General features: G+C 40.7%; 20 protein-coding genes. 8 read left to right on the top strand and 12 right to left on the bottom strand.

The genetic code is table 11. The features are described 5' to 3' along the window. Positions 1 to 62: 62 nt before the first annotated feature. Complete coding sequence (locus BKK50_RS12770) at positions 63 to 245, top strand: hypothetical protein (protein ID WP_077415095.1); 183 nt, start codon at positions 63 to 65, stop codon at positions 243 to 245. 44 nt (positions 246 to 289) lie between these two features. Further along, positions 290 to 397 carry an IS3 family transposase gene (locus BKK50_RS13190; protein WP_077415093.1) on the top strand — a complete coding sequence of 36 codons (108 nt, stop codon included), beginning with the start codon at positions 290 to 292 and terminating at the stop codon, positions 395 to 397. 43 nt (positions 398 to 440) lie between these two features. On the opposite strand, the gene murA is transcribed toward BKK50_RS13190, so the two are convergent. From murA to corC, 9 genes are all read right to left on the bottom strand, one after another. Then, entirely contained in the window at positions 441 to 1721 is a 1281-nt protein-coding gene (gene murA / locus BKK50_RS02735) for a UDP-N-acetylglucosamine 1-carboxyvinyltransferase (protein WP_077415091.1), read from the bottom strand. A 21-nt stretch (positions 1722 to 1742) separates the two neighbouring features. Further along, positions 1743 to 2000: a BolA family protein gene (locus tag BKK50_RS02730; protein WP_077415089.1), complete on the bottom strand. Its 258-nt coding sequence runs from the start codon at positions 1998 to 2000 to the stop codon at positions 1743 to 1745. Positions 2001 to 2013: 13 nt separating this feature from the next. Further along, positions 2014 to 2349 (bottom strand): STAS domain-containing protein, encoded by a 336-nt coding sequence (locus tag BKK50_RS02725; protein ID WP_077415087.1) that lies wholly within the window; start codon positions 2347 to 2349, stop codon positions 2014 to 2016. Positions 2350 to 2353: 4 nt separating this feature from the next. After that, positions 2354 to 3001 (bottom strand): phospholipid-binding protein MlaC, encoded by a 648-nt coding sequence (mlaC, locus tag BKK50_RS02720; RefSeq protein WP_077415085.1) that lies wholly within the window; start codon positions 2999 to 3001, stop codon positions 2354 to 2356. Between the two features lie 24 nt (positions 3002 to 3025). Then, positions 3026 to 3532 (bottom strand): outer membrane lipid asymmetry maintenance protein MlaD, encoded by a 507-nt coding sequence (gene mlaD / locus BKK50_RS02715; protein ID WP_077415083.1) that lies wholly within the window; start codon positions 3530 to 3532, stop codon positions 3026 to 3028. Between the two features lie 12 nt (positions 3533 to 3544). Further along, positions 3545 to 4330: a lipid asymmetry maintenance ABC transporter permease subunit MlaE gene (gene mlaE / locus BKK50_RS02710; RefSeq protein WP_077415081.1), complete on the bottom strand. Its 786-nt coding sequence runs from the start codon at positions 4328 to 4330 to the stop codon at positions 3545 to 3547. After that, entirely contained in the window at positions 4327 to 5121 is a 795-nt protein-coding gene (gene mlaF / locus BKK50_RS02705) for a phospholipid ABC transporter ATP-binding protein MlaF (RefSeq protein ID WP_077415079.1), read from the bottom strand. The genes mlaE and mlaF overlap by 4 nt, the downstream gene beginning before the upstream one ends. Before the next feature lie 102 nt (positions 5122 to 5223). Next, positions 5224 to 6753, bottom strand: a complete 1530-nt coding sequence (gene lnt, locus BKK50_RS02700) for an apolipoprotein N-acyltransferase (RefSeq protein ID WP_077415077.1) — start codon at positions 6751 to 6753, stop codon at positions 5224 to 5226. 60 nt (positions 6754 to 6813) lie between these two features. Next, a complete protein-coding gene (gene corC / locus BKK50_RS02695; RefSeq protein ID WP_077415075.1) occupies positions 6814 to 7713 on the bottom strand; it encodes a CNNM family magnesium/cobalt transport protein CorC in 900 nt (299 codons plus the stop codon). Between the two features lie 195 nt (positions 7714 to 7908). On the opposite strand from corC, the gene BKK50_RS02690 reads away from it, so the two are divergent. Together BKK50_RS02690 and BKK50_RS02685 are read left to right on the top strand one after the other, a co-directional pair. Further along, positions 7909 to 8724: an NAD-dependent epimerase/dehydratase family protein gene (locus tag BKK50_RS02690; RefSeq protein ID WP_077415073.1), complete on the top strand. Its 816-nt coding sequence runs from the start codon at positions 7909 to 7911 to the stop codon at positions 8722 to 8724. A 90-nt stretch (positions 8725 to 8814) separates the two neighbouring features. Next, complete coding sequence (locus BKK50_RS02685) at positions 8815 to 10071, top strand: NTP/NDP exchange transporter (RefSeq protein WP_077415071.1); 1257 nt, start codon at positions 8815 to 8817, stop codon at positions 10069 to 10071. A gap of 18 nt (positions 10072 to 10089) precedes the next feature. Here the strand turns inward: BKK50_RS02685 and galM are convergent, their stop codons facing one another. Genes galM through galT form a run of 3 tightly spaced genes read right to left on the bottom strand, consistent with a single transcriptional unit; the run spans position 10090 to position 13365 of the window. Continuing rightward, positions 10090 to 11115: a galactose-1-epimerase gene (gene galM, locus BKK50_RS02680; RefSeq protein WP_077415069.1), complete on the bottom strand. Its 1026-nt coding sequence runs from the start codon at positions 11113 to 11115 to the stop codon at positions 10090 to 10092. A gap of 8 nt (positions 11116 to 11123) precedes the next feature. Then, positions 11124 to 12281 carry a galactokinase gene (galK, locus tag BKK50_RS02675; RefSeq protein WP_077415067.1) on the bottom strand — a complete coding sequence of 386 codons (1158 nt, stop codon included), beginning with the start codon at positions 12279 to 12281 and terminating at the stop codon, positions 11124 to 11126. A 19-nt stretch (positions 12282 to 12300) separates the two neighbouring features. Beyond that, on the bottom strand, positions 12301 to 13365 hold the full coding sequence (galT, locus tag BKK50_RS02670; protein WP_077415065.1) for a galactose-1-phosphate uridylyltransferase: 1065 nt from the start codon (positions 13363 to 13365) through the stop codon (positions 12301 to 12303). A gap of 220 nt (positions 13366 to 13585) precedes the next feature. Between galT and BKK50_RS02665 the strand changes: the two genes are divergently transcribed. The 4 genes from BKK50_RS02665 (at position 13586) to mglC (ending at position 18354) form a co-directional block, all read left to right on the top strand. After that, entirely contained in the window at positions 13586 to 14587 is a 1002-nt protein-coding gene (locus BKK50_RS02665; protein WP_077415063.1) for a substrate-binding domain-containing protein, read from the top strand. Between the two features lie 161 nt (positions 14588 to 14748). After that, entirely contained in the window at positions 14749 to 15744 is a 996-nt protein-coding gene (mglB, locus tag BKK50_RS02660; RefSeq protein WP_077415061.1) for a galactose/glucose ABC transporter substrate-binding protein MglB, read from the top strand. Between the two features lie 61 nt (positions 15745 to 15805). Beyond that, positions 15806 to 17326 (top strand): galactose/methyl galactoside ABC transporter ATP-binding protein MglA, encoded by a 1521-nt coding sequence (gene mglA / locus BKK50_RS02655; protein WP_077415059.1) that lies wholly within the window; start codon positions 15806 to 15808, stop codon positions 17324 to 17326. A gap of 17 nt (positions 17327 to 17343) precedes the next feature. Further along, the gene (gene mglC / locus BKK50_RS02650) at positions 17344 to 18354 is read left to right on the top strand and encodes a galactose/methyl galactoside ABC transporter permease MglC (protein ID WP_077415057.1); all 1011 of its coding nucleotides are present in this window, start codon (positions 17344 to 17346) and stop codon (positions 18352 to 18354) included. The last annotated feature ends 686 nt before the right edge of the window (positions 18355 to 19040 follow it).

Genomic DNA, 19040 nt, shown 5'->3' with positions numbered 1-19040 from the left:
GCTAATCGAGAAATTATTGATTATCGTTTTGCGACACGTCCGAAGTTCTCACCCGTAAAAAAATGCTAGAACAAGGGCTTAGCCGACTTAAACCGACAGAATGCCCGATTATTCACAGCGACCAAGGTGTATTGTATGGCACGCAGGAATGGGTAAAAATGTTAGAGGGTAAAGCGGTGCAAAGCATGAATCGCCGAGGAAATGGCTACGATAATGCGGTGATTGAAAGTTTTTTGCGATATTAAAATCTGAATGCTTTTACTCACGCACTTATAGTTCAATCGCTGAATTGCAGGCAGAAATTGAAGAATATTTGGTGTATTACAACGAAAAACGAATTAAACTCGATTTAAAAGGATTGAGTCCGGTGCAATACCGAACTCAATATTTAAGTTAATAACCTGTCCAACTTTTTTCCTAGCATTTATCAGGAAAAATCATTACATCTCTTCATTTTTTTCTGAAAAACGTTCAATTCTCGCTCCTAAGCAACGTAGTTTTTCTTCAATGTATTCGTAACCACGATCAATGTGATAAATACGATCAACGATGGTTTCGCCTGTTGCAATACAACCGGCTAATACTAAGCTGATTGATGCACGTAAATCTGTTGCCATCACTTCTGCACCGGAAAGCTGCTCCACACCATGGCATACTGCGGTATTACCTTCAATTTCGGCTTTACCTCCCATACGGATGAGCTCCGGAATATGCATGAAGCGGTTTTCAAAAATGGTCTCAGTGATAATGCTTGTCCCTTGTGCCACCATATTTAGTAAGGTAAATTGCGCCTGCATATCCGTTGGGAATCCCGGATGGGGTGCAGTGCGAATATTCACGGCTTTTGGGCGATTACCAAACATATCTAATGTAATCGTATTTTCTGTGATATCAACTTGAGCACCGGCTTCACGTAATTTATCAATCACGGCATCTAAGGTATCTGCTTTTGTATTTTTACAGACGACACGTCCGCCTGAAATTGCGCCCGCTACTAAGAATGTCCCGGTTTCAATACGATCCGGTACGATGCTGTGCTCACAACCGGTTAGGCGATCCACACCTTCAATTGTAATATGATCAGAACCTGCCCCACTGATTTTTGCCCCCATTTTATTGAGGAAATCAGCCGTATCAACAATTTCCGGTTCACGTGCTGCATTTTCAATCACGGTAGTCCCTCTTGCCAAGGTTGCTGCCATCATAATAGATAATGTTGCCCCTACGCTCACTTTTTCCATCACAATATGTGTTCCTAGCAAGCGATCTGCAACCTGTGCTTTGACATAGCCTTCTTCAAGCACAATATTCGTCCCCATTTTTTCAAGGCCGCTAATGTGCAAATCGACCGGACGTGCACCAATAGAACAACCTCCCGGAAGAGAAACCTGACCTTGATGAAAGCGTGCAACCAAAGGAGCCAACGCCCAAATAGAAGCACGCATGGTTTTGACTAAATCATAAGGGGCAATAAAATGATCGATTTTTGACGCATCCAATAAAACCGCATCGGTTTCATCACGTTCCACCACTACGCCTAACTTACGCAAAATTTTAAGGGTGGTTTCGATATCTTTGAGTTCCGGTACGTTAGTGAGTTTTACCGGCTCGGTCGCTAAAATACTAGCAAAAAGAATAGGAAGGGCGGCATTTTTAGCACCGGAAATCGTGACGGTACCACTTAGGCGGGATTGTCCGCCATAAACACGAAATTTTTCCATATAAGAAATCCTAATATTAACTTAGCTGAATTGATGTAAAAGACGATCCCTTTTCCACTTTTCAGCGGTATAGGTTTTGATGGTTAAAGCATGAATTTCACCGGTGCTAAAGTAAGACATAAGAGGTGCATAAACCGCTTGTTGTTGTTTTAATTTAGACAGTGCGGCCAGTTCATCACTGACAACAATCACACCAAAATGGGCGTTTTCCCCCTGCGCATAGACTTCATCAACTTTTAACGCTTCTTTTAAAATTCGTTCGATTTCTTTCAGTTCCATTCAGATTTCCATTTTAATGATGTTCAACAAAAGCAGAAAGCCAATCGGATAAATTGACTAAATCCGCAAGGGTTAATAATTGCTGAGGCGGATTGACTAAGCGTACTCTTTTATTCGGCAATTGTTGACTAATATGCAAGAAATCACAAAGCAAGGCAAAACCAGCCGAATCAATTCTTGTCATCTCCGTTAAATCCCATTCAATCACAGGCTGATTTAACTTAGCCTCAGATAAAAAAGAAGCACGTTGCCACCACAAGGCTAGCAACGTGTTACGAGATAGCTCCCCAAAAAATCGGATTGCTATCTTATCATTGTTTTGAACCAAATCCCAATTTAATGTCGCCATGAGATTATTTACTTAATGTGACAGGTTGAGCTGCGGATTTTTGAATTTGAGCCGTTAATGCATCAATACCTTGTTGGCGTAAAATACCGCTCCATTCATTCTGTTTGGTTACCACCATACTGACGCCTTCAGCCACCATATCATAGGCTTGCCATTCGCCGGTTTTGCTGTTTTTACGCCATTTAAAATCTAATTTAATCGGTGCTGCGCCACCGTTTTGAAGAATATTAACTCGAATACTCACCAAATTCTTATCGCCTACCTCTTTTGCCGGTTCAATTTGAATATTTTGGTTACTGTATGCCGTTAACACCTGTGCATAGGCTTGTTCAATAAAATCACCAAAGGCTTTAAAGAACTTTTCACGTTGTTCCGGTGTGGTAGATTTAAAGTGTGAACCTAACACCAAGGAACCCGCATAGTTCACTTGCACATAAGGTAATAAATCATTACGCACAATGGTACGCAAATAGTTTGGATTTTGTTTAATTTTTGCCTGATTGTTTTTAATGTCAGCAAATAATTTATCTGATGCTTGTTGCATTAAAACATAAGGACTGGTTGCCGCCATTGTCGTGCGGGTCATAAAAACGGCTGTCATTGCAAAAGCAAAAACCGCCAACCATTTTTTCAAGTGAATGAATTTCATCATAAATCTCCTCATTAAAGATTACTGTTATTTTACTGTTGGTTCTGCCTTTTCCGCATTCCCTTCCGTTTTTTTGTCGCCGTAAAGGAATTGACCAATCAGATCTTCCAATACCATTGCCGATTTCGTATCTTGAATTTGGCTACCGTTTTTCAACATCGCTGTTTCACCATCATCAAATCCCATTGTTAATGCGATATATTGCTCGCCTAAAAGCCCTGATGTTTTAATAGATAAGGCGCTATTTTCCGGAATTTCATTATATTCTTCATTAATCGCAATGTTCACTTTTGGTAAATAGGTTTTCTCATCTAATTCAATACTACTCACCCGACCAATCACTACGCCCCCAACTTTTAACGGCGCACGAACTTTTAGTCCGCCAATGTTATCAAAAATTGCTGTTACGGTATAAGATTTATTCTCTCCAAAACCTTGCACGTTGGCGACACGCAATCCTAAAAACACGAGCGCACCAATGCCGAGTAACAAAAATAATCCGACCCAAAATTCATATTTAACAGTTTGTCGCATAACAATATCCTTTTAACCTGCCCCAAACATTATGGCAGTTAAGATGAAATCTAACCCGAGTACCACTAACGAAGCATGTACAACGGTTCGAGTTGTGGCTTGACTGATCCCTTCCGAAGTCGGCACGCAATCATAGCCGTTAAATAACGCAATCCACACTACTGCGATGGCAAAAAACAGACTTTTAATCAAGCCGTTGAGAATGTCATAGCTCCAGCTCACGGAATTTTGCATGACAGACCAAAAACTTCCTGCATCCACACCTTTCCAATCCACCCCAACCAGTGAGCCGCCCCAAATACCGATCGCAATAAAAATAATAGAAAGGATCGGCATCGCAATAACGCCTGCCCAAAAACGGGGGGCAATCACCCGACGCAATGGATCGACTGCCATCATTTCAAGGCTGGAAAGCTGCTCGGTGGCTTTCATTAAACCGATTTCTGCCGTTAATGCCGAACCGGCACGCCCTGCAAATAAAAGTGCGGTCACAACCGGGCCTAATTCCCGCAAAAGCGACAATGCCACCAGCTGCCCTAAACTCGTTTCTGCAGAAAAATCCACCAGTACCACATAGCCCTGCAAGCCTAGCACCATTCCGATAAACAAACCGGAAAGTAAAATAATCAGCAAGGATTGCACGCCTAAAACGTGTAGCTGTTTAATTAAAAGCGGAAAATGTTGGCGCAATTGCGGTTTCCCCACCAACGCCCCAAACAGCATAAAGCCGGCTCGTCCTAAAGCACGAAAAAAGCGAATGACCTTACGCCCAAGAGAAGAAATTGTTTCAACGATCATTGGAATAATTCCTCCACATAATTTCCAGCGGGATAATGGAATTTCACCGGCCCATCCGCTTCACCTTTTAAAAATTGTAAGACCTGTGGATCTTGGCTTTCAAGTAACTGTGCCGAAGTCCCTTCTGCAATAACCCGTTTATCCGCAATGATATAGGCATAATCCGCAATACTTAACACCTCTTGTACATCATGGGAAACCACAATAGAGGTTAAGTTGAGGGCTTCATTTAACCGCTTAATTAAACTGACAATCACGCCCATACTGATTGGATCTTGTCCTGTGAAGGGTTCATCGAACATCATCAAATCGGGGTCGAGAGCAATTGCTCTTGCTAAAGCGGCACGGCGGGCCATCCCCCCGGAAAGTTCTGAAGGCATTAGTTGTGCCGCCCCACGCAGCCCTACCGCTTCTAATTTCATCAATACAATCTGGCGAATTAACTTTTCCGGCAAGCGGGTGTGTTCCCGAATAGGAAAGGCCACATTATCAAAAGTGGAAATATCGGTAAAAAGCGCACCGGATTGAAAGAGCATTCCCATACGCTTACGAACCTCATAGAGTTCCCTGTTGGAAAGACGACAAATCTCTTTATCATCGAACCAAATTTCCCCCTTTTCCGGCTGTAATTGTCCGCCGATCAATTTCAACAAGGTGGTTTTTCCGATACCTGACGGCCCCATAATCGCCGTAATCTTGCCCTTTTGGACTTTCAAATTTAGGTTATCGTAAATCACCCTTTCACCTCGTTTAAAGGTGAGGTTTTTAACTTCAATTAGATTTTGATTCATTCAAATCTCATTTTTGTGGGGCGGTTTTCTCAACCACCGATAATATTCAACTTGTGATGAGCAAGCTCATCCATAAAAGTGCGGTCATTTTGACTATCATTTTTATGAAAGGTTCATCCGGCGATGAACATACGTCATCAGACCACGCAACATTAAAAACAACAAGGATAAACCATAAAGCGGCATATTACCTAACACGGAATAAGGTGTTTTGCCTTCGGTTGGGGCAATATTATAGCTCAAAGTGGTTTCAACAAATTGTGGTGCTTGCGCTAAAATTTCACCTCTCTCCCCAATAAACACGGAAATCCCGGTGTTCGTGGCTCGAATTAAAGGTTTCCCCAACTCCAATGCTCTCATTCTCGCCATTTGTAAATGCTGCCAAGGCCCGATAGAATCACCAAACCAGGCATCATTGGAAATAGTCAGTAAATAATCCGTTTCTTTTTTCAGGTTTTCACGCACTTGTTCACCAAAAATAATTTCATAACAAATCGCCGGTGAAAAAGCACGCTGTTTTGCCATCAAAGAAGGTTGTATTGCCTCGCCACGTTGAAAAGCAGACATCGGTAAATTAAATACCGAATTTAACGGGCGTAACCACTTTTCCAGCGGGACATATTCACCAAAAGGCACTAAATGATGCTTGCTATATCGATTATTTGTAGAGAGATGATAAGGAAAATCAGGGTTACCCACAGTCACAATCGAATTCAGCAATTTACCTGATTGTTCATGTTGATACACTGTGCCGATCATCATTTCCGTGTTCTGCTCTTTTGCCGCACGCTCAAGGCTTTCAAAAAAAGGAACAATATGATTTTCTAAAGTCGGTAGCGCCGATTCCGGCAGAATAATCAGATCACTTTTCCCTAAATTTTCTGCAATTAATTTTTGGTAGATTTCCAAGGTGGAGTAGAAATATTCGGGATCCCACTTTAAATTTTGCTCAATATTCCCTTGGGCAAGGGTAATCGTGATGGCTTTATCTTCAACAGGTTTCACAAAGGTTATTTTTTGAGCACAAGCAGCCAAACCACCGACAGTGGCTAAAAGTAGCCCATTTGCCAATAATAACTTGAGATTTTTTTCTTTAACTAACGCCAAAACGCCGTTAAAAATGACCGCACTTCCCCACACGGTAAAGAAAGTTAATCCATCAACACCGAAGATAGGGGCAATGCCGGCAAAGGGGCTATCGATTTGCGTGTAACCGAATTGTAGCCAAGGAAAACCGGTCAATACCCATCCCCGTAAAAATTCTGTGAATGTCCAAATGGCCGCAAAAATCACCGCACTTTGCACTTGAAAACGTTGAACGAGATAAGTGAACAGCATCGGATAAAGGGCGAGATAGGCAGAAAGTAATGCCACGAGGAAATAACTGACGCCAAGAGATGCACCGCCAAACTGATGAATACTGACATTCAACCAGCTAACACCAAAGCAGAAAAAGCCCATGGCCCATAGGAAAGTGCCTAAAAGTGCGGTGGATTTTTTCGCACTTTTGGCGACATAAAGTAATCCGAGTAAAGAGAGATACGCCATTGCCCAATAATCAAAAGGGGAAAAGGCAAAAACCCCGATAATACCGGATACAATGGCAATGAAATAAGTTAATAAATGTTTCATTTTATTTTAATCACATAAAAATCCCCTCAACAAAATGAGGGGAAAACCATCCAAGGGCAATTACTCGCTTTTTTCTTCGACCATTGTCATATCCAACAGATGTTCATCCGGGACGGTGACACGCAACTGAATTAAACGGCGACTGTCCGCAGAAGTGACTTTAAATTGCAGATTACCTAAAAGGATTTCTTCACCCCGTTTCGGCAAATAGCCAAAGGCTTGCATGACAAGCCCGCCAATGGTGTCTACTTCTTCATCATCAAAGGCGGTATTGAATTTTTCATTAAAATCATCAATATCCGTCAATGCACGCACGGCATAGGTATGGCGGGAAAGTTGGCGAATATCGGCGATTTCTTCTTCGTCAAATTCATCCTCAATATCCCCCACAATTTGCTCTAAAATATCTTCAATTGTCACCAAACCGGATACCGCACCAAATTCATCGACCACAATCGCCATATGAAAACGCTCTGAACGAAAATCCTTTAACATTCGATCAACCCGTTTACTTTCCGGCACAATCACTGCCGGTCGCAGAAGTTTTGCCATATCGAATTCTTCCGCATCTTCACGCAAGAATTTTAGCAGATCTTTCGCATGCAAAATCCCTGCGATATTATCCCGATCATCGGCATCGGCAATCACCGGAAAACGTGAATGGGCCGATTCAATAATGGTATTCAAGCAGGCATTCAAATCTTGTTCATCTTTAATAAAGATAATTTGAGAGCGGGGGATCATAATGTCACGCACACGAAGTTCGGCGATTTCCATCACGCCTTCAATCATTTCTCGCGTATTTTGATCGATTAAATCGTTTTGTTCGGAATCACGAATAACTTCCACAAGCTCTTCACGATTTTTTAATTCGCCTTGAAAAAAGCGACCAAATAACGATTGGAAAAAAGATTTTTTAGTATTTTCAGATTGAATTGAATTTTGTTGTCCGTCACTCATATTTTATTTTGATAGTTCAAATCTACGGCGGAAAAGTACCATATTTTGCCAGGCTTCGTAAAGAGAATACATAAAAAAGCAAGCAGCAGTAAAATACTCCATATTTTTCACCTGGTTGGGTCGCAAGATGTGGGTTGTATGTTTTTTTTCACTCATTATAATCTTCGGCTTTTTAGATGAAATAGGAGTTTTATGATGAAAAAAACATTTTTAAAATTGACCGCACTTGCCGCCTCTGTCTTTGTATTAACTGCTTGTAATGAAAAAAATGCGGATGAAAACGTAGAACAAACAACGACGAAAGTGGTTTTCTTAGCCGGGGCGACCGGTGTCATTGGCGAGCCTTTAAGTAAAGCCTTGGTAGAAAAAGGCTACAAAGTTTATGGCACGACACGCAGTGAAATTAAGGCTAAAGCCCTTGAAGAAATCGGTGTTATTCCCATTGTCGTGGATGTATTTAACGCCCCGGTATTAGAACAAGCTGTTGTTGAGGCAAAACCCGATGTGGTTATCAATCAGCTTTCTTCCTTACCAAAAGGGTTGAAGGAAGAAGAAATGGAAGAAGGGTTAAAACGTGATAGCAAAATTCGTATTGAAGGAACAAAAAATTTAGTCGCAGCGGCAGAAAAAGCCGGTGCGAAAAAATATATCGCCCAAAGTTTTATGTATTACGCCCCAAGCGATCACCCGGTGACAGAAGAGGGGGAATGGTATGATGAAAATGATGCCACTTATGGCGAATCCATAAAATCGATCAAATCATTGGAAACACAAACATTAGCAGGAAAATTCACTCCGGTTGTTTTACGCTATGGCTGGATCTACGGCGGTAAATCCGGTTTTGATGCAGCACCTGAAGGCTATGCGGGCATTCACATCAATGCTTTAGTTGATGCCACCGCTCGTGCCATCGAAGCAAATTTAAACGGTGTATATAATGTGGCGGAAGACGGTCCAATCGTGGATTCAAACAAATTCAAAAATGCAGTGCCTGAGTGGAACGCAAAATAATGCCGTCCTTAACGCTAATCTAAATTTGTTGCTGAACCTTTCAATACTCAATGGTGAAAAGTTCAGCAATTATTTTTGTCTGAATATCTTATGAATCGTTTTTTTCAAAAATTTGTCGATGTCAAACCAAATGAAATTAAGGCACTCGCTTGGTCTTGGCTTTATGTTTTTGCACTTTTTTTTGCCTATTATACCCTTCGCCCGATTCGTGATGAGTTAGGGGCGGCAGGTGGGGTAAAATCGCTCACTTGGCTGTTTACCGCTTCCCTTGTGGCAATGTTACTGCTTACTCCGCTTTATGGTTACTTGGTGAAACGCTGGCGACGTGAAAAATTTATCGCCATTGCCTACCGTTTTTTTATGCTCAACCTTGCCATCTTCGCCATTTTAATGGCAACCTCAATGGAAGATACACTCGTGTGGACCGGTCGTATTTTCTTTATTTGGGTCTCGGTTTTTAATCTTTTTGTGGTTTCTGTATTTTGGTCATTAATGTCTGATGTCTTCACGACAGAACAAGGGAAACGTCTATTTGGTTTTTTAGCAACAGGAGCAACCATTGGGGGGATCACTGGATCGGCTTTTGTTTCCTCTTTTTCAGCAATGTTTAATCATTATATTTGGCTTGCTTTTTCCGTTTTACTGTTAGAAGTGAGTGTTTTTGCAGCAAAACGTATCTCTGTTTTAGGCGCAAAAGCGGTACAAGACAATCATCATAATAAACCCATTGAGGGAAATATCTGGTCCGGTTTAATTCGTGTATTCCAATCTCCTTATTTACTCGGTATTTCTGCCTTTATTTTGCTTTATTCCATCACATCAACGGTGTTGTATTTCCAACAGGCCGACATTGTGAATGCGAATATCACAGATAAAGCAGAACGGACGGCATTTTTTGCTAATATTGATTTATGGGTAAATAGTCTAACCTTGCTTTTTCAATTAGGCTTAACAGGTCGATTGATGAAGTATTTTGGGATTGTTCCCGTATTAGCCCTATTGCCATTGCTCAGTGCCGGAAGTTTTGCGTTATTAGCGACCTATCCTAGTGTGATGGTTTTCGTTTTTGTTCAAGTTCTCAGACGGGTGAGTAATTTCGCCTTTACCCGTCCGTCCCGTGAAGTGTTATTTACCCGCCTCAATCGTGAAGATCGCTATAAAGCGAAAAGCGTTATTGATACCTTAATTTATCGATCCGGAGATCAAATCGGCTCTTGGGGCTATGCGGGGCTAACGGCACTCGGACTCAGTTTAACAGCAATGTCTTGGTTGGCAGTGCCACTCTGTGGGATTTGGTTTCTCTTAGCCATTTGGTTGGCCCAAAAAGAGAATCCTTACAAAAATTAAATCAAATAGGGGCTACACCTAGCCCCTGAATTGAAATTCAGTCCATTGATAATATCGCTCATTGGCTTTTTGAATTCCCCCATAATTTTGCCATTCTGGATGATTGGGGGTATCCGGTAAACACTGTGTTTCCAATGCGATACCTGAAAAATCAGCGTATTCCCCTCCTTCTCGGGTTGGCGTGCCTGCAAGATAATTTCCGGTATAGACTTGCAATGCTGCTTGAGAAGTTCGGACTTCAAGGGATAAATCCTCATTTGGCGAAGTCAATAAAACACAAGGTTTTTGCCATGCTTTATTCACGATAAAGGAATGATCATAACCTTTAGTCACTTGCTGATCGCCTTGTAAAAAATCTTGTTTGATCGCTTTCTCCACTCGGAAATCGAAACTTGTTCCCATCACGTGTTTAAGGGGCGAATTGGGAATCCCCTCCGCATCCACAGGCAGGTAAAAATCCGAATTTAGGCGTAAACGATGTTCACGGATATCTGAACCTTGAGCTGCATTTTCTAAATTGAAATAGGCATGATTAGTGAGATTCAATGCCGTATCCTTATCGCTTACCCCTTCATATTCAATTTTCACAGCATTATCTTCTGTGAGCGTGTAAGTCACCGCCACATTCAGACTGCCGGGGAAACCTTGATCGCCATCAGGTGAATAAAGGGAAAAACGAACCGAATTTTCACCGCACTTTTGCATTTCCCAGCGACGTTTATTAAAACCTTCTCCGCCATGAAGTTGATGTGCTCCTTGATTGGCTACCAGTTGGATCGTTTCACCATTCAATTCAAATTGAGCATTCGCAATACGATTCGCGTAACGCCCTACACTTGCGCCTAAATAGGCTTGTTGAACAGCGTAATCTTCCGTGTTGCAACCCAATAATACTTCCCGTAATTCCCCTTTTACAGGCACTTGACAAGAAAGCCAAGTGGCTCCCCAATCCATCAATTTAATACACATCCCCTTTTCATTTTGCAAAGCAACAAGTTGATAGGGCTTACCATCCGGTGCATTAAATTCGGTTTTTTCTAACATAATTTCCCCTAAATAACACGCACACCTTGCGATGCGGTGCAAACGTAAAATGTTTCTTTTAACCCGGTAGTTTTTTCATAATTATCCGCAATGATTTTACGCACAGCCTCCACTTTATCATGGTGTGTAAGGGCAACAATACAGCCTCCAAAACCGCCCCCCGTCATTCTCACACCGCCATTTTTTCCAATAGCAAGTTGCGCCAATTCGACCAAATAATCAATTTGTGGCGCAGTAATTTCAAAATCATCACGCATTGAATCATGGGATTGTCCCATTAATTCACCTAATCGGGTTAAATTATTTTGGTTTAATGCTATTACTGCATCAAGCACTCGCTGATTTTCTGTCACGACATGGCGGGCCCGTTTTGCCACTAAAGGATCAAGTGCGGTCAATTCTTCCTCTTTTTCTTTGAATTGAGAAACGGAAACATCACGCAGTGCTTTCACACCAAAAAATTCTGCGGCACGCTCACATTGCAGACGGCGGGTATTGTATTCACCGGTCACTAAATCGTGCGGTACGTTAGAATTAACGATAATCACGGCAACATCTTGTGGTACCGGCGTTGATTCTGTTTCAAGACTGCGACAGTCGATCATTAATAGATGATCCTGTTGCCCTAATGCGGAAATGAGCTGATCCATATTACCACAATTTGCACCAACAAATTGGTTTTCCGCTTTTTGTCCAATCAAGGCAATATCCGTATGAGAAAGGGTTAAATCCGACAATTGTTGACAAAATTTCCCCACGGCTACCTCCAAGGCGGCTGACGAACTCAAACCGGAGGAAAGCGGTACATTGCCTGAAATCACTAAATTCGCCCCCTGTTTAAAATCAGGGCAACATTCTTGAATAAATTTCACGACACCACGCACATAATTCGCCCATTTTCGAGGACTTTTTTCTATTGTTTCATTAAGAGAAAATTCGTCCGTTTCATTTAAATCAGCCGCATAAACCTGCCAAGTGTGATCCTCCCGTTTTGTTCCGCTAATTGCCGTACCAAAATTAATCGCACAAGGCATCACAAAGCCGTCATTATAGTCGGTATGTTCACCGATGATATTCACTCGTCCCGGCGCATAAACGGTAAGTGAAGGAGAAGTATGGTATTTTTGGCTGAAAATATGCTGTGATTGTTGGATTGGATCGGTCATGTTATATCCTTCATTTTCTTTATTTAGTATGGGTTGCTTCACGTTCTTTGTAATGAATTTCACTTAATGCACGCAATCTTTCTGCTGCCTGTTCAGCCGTTAAATCCCGCTGACTTTCTGCTAGCATTTCATAGCCCACCATAAATTTACGCACGGTTGCAGAGCGTAATAGTGGTGGGTAGAAGTGTCCGTGTAGTTGCCAATGGGTATTTTCTTCCCCATTAAAAGGTGCTGCGTGAAATCCCATTGAATAAGGAAAGGAAGTCTCAAACAAATTATCGTATTTCGTGGTTAATTTTTTTAATATCACCGCAAGATCTTTTGATTGTTCATCCGTTAATTCCGTTAAGCGTTTCACATGGTTTTTAGGAAGCAGCAGGGTTTCAAAAGGCCAAGCTGCCCAATAAGGGACGAGCGCCACCCAATGCGATGTTTCCACTACGATACGTTCTTTTAAGGCTAATTCACGTTCAACATAATCGACTAACATAACTGAACCGTATTGTTGGAAATAATCACGTTGGGTGCGATCTTCACGAGCGATTTCATTCGGTAAAAAACTGTTTGCCCAAATTTGCCCATGAGGATGAGGATTCGAACATCCCATGGTTTCACCTTTGTTTTCAAAAATCTGCACCCATTGATATTTTTTACCCAGTTCTTGTAGCTGTGCTTGCCAAACTTTAATGACCTCTTCAATTTCAAGTGCGGTCAATAATGGCAATGTTTTACTGTGATCCGGTGAAAAACAAATCACTCGGCTTTCACCACAGGCTTGTGAGCTTTGAAAAAGCGGATTATGAGATTGTTCCGGTGCGGGCGTGTCTTCTAAAAGTGCAGAGAAATCGTTTTTGAACACATAGGGTTTGTGATAATCAGGATTGCTCTCTCCGGTTATCCGCTTATTATTTGGGCAGAGATAACAAGTGGGATCATAATGAGGTTTTTGTGCTTCATTGATTTTTTCTTGCTGACCTTGCCATGGTCGCTTTGCTCGATGCGGTGAAATTAATATCCATTGGTCAATTAGCGGATTATAACGACGATGTGGGTGATTCGTTGGTTCAAATACTGTCTCACTCATACTTTGACTCCTTCAAATAACATTATATTTGTAATCGATTACATTTATTGATTTCTTAAGATACCCAAATTCTTCAAAACAAACCGTGATCTATCTCACAAAATCGAGATTCAACCCATATTTTTTGTGATCTCTGTTACAAAATCTAAAAGTAACCGTTTTCAAATTTATAAAAGATTATTATGATGAGTTCATAAGACTAAATCATAGAGAGCTGATTATGAGTACTATTCACGATGTTGCAGAATTGGCAAAAGTTTCCGTGGCAACGGTATCTCGCGTGTTAAACAACCATCCCTCGGTCAGCACTAAAGCCCGTCTTGCCGTACAAGAGGCAATCGCTCAATTAAACTACCAACCTAATGCGAATGCCCAAGCGCTCGCTGTGCAAAATACCGATACTATCGGAGTCGTTGTCACTGATGTTACTGATGCGTTTTTTGCCATCTTAGTGAAAGCTGTCGATAAAGTAGCAGAAAAACATAATAAAACGATTTTAATCGGTATCGGCTATCATCATGCCGAAAAAGAGCGTGAAGCAATCAATACCCTGTTGCGAAAACGCTGTAGCTGTTTGGTTGTGCATTCCAAAGCACTTTCAGATAAAGAACTTAGCGACTATCTTGATAATGTGAAAGGGATGGTCATTATTAACCGTGTTATTAAGGGATACGAAAATCGTTGTGTCAGTTTAGATAATCAAAAAGGCACTTATATCGCAACAGAAATGTTGATTCGTCATGGTCATAAAAAAATTGCTTATATCGGGTCAAATCATGCCATTTTTGACGAGATTGAACGTCGGAGCGGTTATCTTGAAGCGTTAAAAGCACATCATTATCCGATTGTCGAACACGCCATCACGCATAATTCCCCGGATTTTGAGGGGGGAGAACAAGCGATGATCGATTTACTCAGTTATAACAAAGATTTAACGGCTGTCGTTGCTTACAACGATTCTATGGCAGCCGGGGCAATTTCAGTACTAAATGAAAACAATATTAAAGTACCGAGCCACTTTTCCATTATCGGATTTGATGATATGCCGATTGCCCGTTATTTAATTCCTAAACTCACCACTATTCGCTATCCTATTGATTTAATGGCAACTTATGCAGCAAACCTTGCGTTGAGTTTGGTCGAACCGAAAATCGAAACACCGCCTGTAATTCAATTTAATCCAACATTAGTACGCCGTTTTTCTGTGGAATCAATAAATTAAAACGTGATAAATATCACAAATTTCAACATCATTTTGTAATCGTTTTCATTTATGTGAGTTTGATCACAGACTAATAACAACTTATTAAGTATGATTCCAACAAGTTGTAGAAGTAAACAACAGATTTTGTTCACATCAACCTTCCAAATTAGGAGTGTTTTATGAAAAAAACAGCAGTATTAAGTGCAATCGCATTAGCAATCGGTTTAGGTGCAGCAACAGCGGGCTATGCCGCAGATAATCGCATTGGTGTTACCATTTACAAATACGATGATAACTTTATGTCATTGATGCGCAAAGAAATTAACAAAGAAGCACAAGCATTAAAAGGCATTGAGTTATTAATGAATGACTCACAAAATGCTCAATCAATTCAAAACGATCAAGTTGATGTATTACTTTCTAAAGGTGTGAAAGCGCTTGCAATTAACTTGGTTGATCCAGCTGCCGCCCCAACCATTATCGGAAAAGCTAAACCGGATAATGTTCCTGTGGTATTCTTCAATAAAGATCCGGGTGCAAAAGCAATTGGGAGTTATGAACAAGCTTACTATGTGGGAACCGATCCAAAAGAATCCGGTATTATCCAAGGAGACTTAATCGCAAAACAATGGAAAGCAATGCCTGAGTTGGATTTAAACAAAGATGGCAAAATCCAATTTGTATTATTAAAAGGCGAACCGGGTCACCCGGATGCGGAAGCGCGTACAAAATATGTGGTTGATCAATTAAATAAAGTGGGTATCCAAACCGAGCAACTCTTTATTGATACCGGTATGTGGGATGCGGCAATGGCAAAAGATAAAGTGGATGCTTGGTTATCGAGTTCAAAAGCGAATAGCATTGAAGTGATTATCTCCAATAATGACGGTATGGCATTAGGTGCTTTGGAAGCGACAAAAGCCCATGGCAAAAAACTCCCTATTTTTGGTGTAGATGCGTTACCTGAAGCCTTACAACTTATCAAAAAAGGTGAACTTGCCGGAACAGTACTCAATGACGGTGTTAACCAAGGGAAAGCGGTGGTGCAATTAGCCAACAATCTTGCCCAAGGTAAAGCCGCAACGGAAGGCACAAAATGGGAATTAAAAGATCGTGTTGTGCGTATTCCTTATGTTGGGGTAGATAAAGATAATCTGAATGAATTCTTAAAATAATAACGAATAATATAACCTTAGGGGAAGGGGCATCTCTTCCCCGTTTTTAAATGAGGTTGATATGACGACTCAAAATTTAAGTCAAGATAGTGAAGTGCTACTCACTATGACGAATGTTAGTAAGTCCTTTCCCGGTGTAAAAGCTCTAGATAATGCAAATCTCACTGTCCATTCACATTCTGTTCATGCCTTGATGGGAGAAAATGGTGCGGGAAAATCCACACTATTAAAATGCTTATTTGGTATTTATGCCAAAGATGAGGGCGAAATTCTTTTTCTAGGAAAACCCGTTAATTTTAAAACATCAAAAGAAGCTCTTGAAAACGGTATTTCCATGGTGCACCAAGAGCTTAACTTGGTACGCCAAACCAGTGTGATGGATAACCTATGGCTTGGACGTTACCCCGTTAAAGGGCCGTTTATCGATCACGCTAAAATGTATCGGGATACCAAAGAAATTTTTGATGAATTGGATATAGATATCGATCCGAGAGAAAAGGTAGCGAAACTCTCTGTTTCTCAAATGCAGATGATTGAAATTGCAAAAGCCTTTTCCTATAACGCCAAAATCGTGATTATGGATGAACCCACTTCCTCTCTCTCAGAAAAAGAAGTGGAACATTTGTTTAAAATCATTCAAAAACTAAAAGAAAGAGGTTGTGGCATCATTTATATTTCTCACAAAATGGATGAAATTTTCAAAATTTGTGACGAAATTACCATTTTACGCGATGGAAAATGGATAAACACGGTTTCGGTTAAAAATTCCACTATGGAAGAAATTGTGTCAATGATGGTGGGACGTGAGCTGACACAACGTTTTCCTGAAAGAACCAATGTACCAAAAGAAGTGGTGCTAAAAGTTGAACATTTAACCGCATTAAACCAGCCTTCTATTCAAGATATTTCTTTTGAATTGCGTAAAGGTGAAATTTTAGGCATTGCCGGTTTAGTCGGTGCGAAACGAACGGATATTGTCGAAGCCATTTTTGGCGTGCGAGAGCTAAAAAGTGGAACGATTAAGCTCAACGATAAAATTGTGAAAAATCGAACCGCACTTGAAGCCATTAATAACGGTTTTGCCTTGGTGACCGAAGAACGCCGTTCTACCGGCATCTATTCTAATCTCAGTATTGAATTTAATTCTTTGATTTCAAATATGAAATCTTACCTTACCCCTTGGAAATTACTGAGCGATAAGAAAATGCGTAGTGATACGCAGTGGGTGATTGATGCAATGAATGTGAAAACCCCTTCACATAAAACCTCTATCGGCTCACTTTCAGGAGGAAATCAGCAGAAAGTCATTATTGGCCGTTGGTTGCTTACCCAGCCGGAAGTGCTCATGCTCGATGAACCGACACGAGGTATCGACATTGGCGCAAAATTTGAAATTTATCAACTTATTCAAGAACTTGCCAAAAAAGACAAAGGTATCATTATGATATCTTCTGAAATGCCGGAGCTCTTAGGCACAACGGATCGTATTCTCGTCATGAGCAATGGCAGAATGGCGGGTATTGTAGAAACCGCAAAAACCTCTCAAGAAGAAATTTTGCAGTTGGCAGCGAAATATTTATAACAGAAAAGGAACGAATTATGAGTGCCTTAGACAAAAATAAATCCCTTGATCTCTTAAAACAAAATGCGATCTATTTTGTGTTGCTGATTTTGCTCGGCATCATCATTGCACAGGATCCTACATTTTTAAATTTAATGAATTTCAGTAATATCCTCACTCAATCCTCTGTACGTTTGATTATTGCGTTAGGGGTGGCGGGCTTGTTGGTGACCCAAGGCACAGACTTATCTGCCGGTCGTCAAGTAGGGCTTGCGGCGGTGATTTCTGCAACCTTGTTGCAATCTATGGAAAATATGAATCGGGTTTTCCCTGATTTGGGTGAAATTCCTATTCCTGTTGTGATTTTGACGGTTTGTGCCGTTGGTGCGGTTATCGGCTTAGTGAATGGTTTGGTGATTGCTTATCTCAATGTCACCCCATTTATTGCCACAATGGGTACCATGATTATCGTCTATGGTTTCAACTCGCTTTATTATGATGCCGTAGGCGGCTCGCCAATTGCAGGATTTAACGAGAATTTCTCCGCTTTTGCACAAGGCTTCTTCCGATTTGGCAGTTTCAAACTCTCTTATATCACGATTTATGCCTCAATTGCGGCGTTCTTTGTCTGGGTAATGTGGAATAAAACCCGTTTCGGTAAAAACATCTTTGCAATTGGGGGAAACCCAGAAGCGGCTAAGGTTTCCGGGGTTAATGTGGCACGCAATCTTGTGGTGATCTATATTATTGCCGGGATGTTTTATGCCTTTGGTGGGATGTTAGAAGCAGGTCGTATCGGCTCGGCAACGAACAACTTAGGTTTTATGTATGAATTGGATGCGATTGCCGCTTGTGTGGTGGGAGGCGTATCATTTGCCGGTGGTGTAGGAACGGTAATTGGGGTCGTCACCGGGGTGATTATTTTCACCGTCATCAATTATGGGTTAACCTATATCGGCGTCAACCCTTACTGGCAATATATTATTAAAGGAAGCATTATCATCCTCGCCGTTGCCATTGACTCCTTAAAATATGCAAAGAAAAAATAACAGATAATGATTCTCTCAATATAAAAGTTTATTTAAAGGACTGTTTTTACCACAGTCCTTTTAGTTTTAACTAAATTTACTTTCTATAGGCATAGTAGACAAAATGGTGATCTTTTTAGTCTCTCTATGCCTTAATAGACAAAGTGGTTGATCGTGAATTTACGATCAACACTTTTTCTTTAAAATAATCTTTAATAAATAATATCTTATGATATTTAGTTAAACCCTGATGTACCGATAATTTCTACTTAAGTTCTCCAAATAGTCTCTCTAATCGATTATTCGTCTTTTCTATTTTCAATTCTGGGTATTTTTCAAAGCAAAAAAGATAATCTTGATTTTAAAATAAGCACCTCTTAAATTTCTATGTTTATAGGGATATTTTCCTTTATCATTAGGCTTATCAGAACGCTCTTCCAAATATGTTTTATATTCAAGATACCATTATGTAGATTAACGTAAAACGCTGATTTACTACTTATTTTAAGGGGGGGAATATGTTTAGGGTTTTCTCCACCTCTGATTTTGGATTCCTTGTTCGGTTTCTAATCACAATTGCAACTTGATGAAACTGACAAAATTGAGTGGAAATATTCAGATCGTTTTTCACTATCACAAGTAATTGATTGAATCTTATAGCCTTTTTCCCCTAAGATTGGTGATAGCAATAAAGTAAGGGGCTGTAC

The organism is Rodentibacter rarus (genome assembly GCF_001998965.1).
Taxonomy (GTDB): Bacteria; Pseudomonadota; Gammaproteobacteria; order Enterobacterales; family Pasteurellaceae; genus Rodentibacter; species Rodentibacter rarus.
The sequence above is the reverse complement of the archived record's forward strand: the minus strand, read 5'-3'. Positions and strand labels throughout refer to the sequence as shown.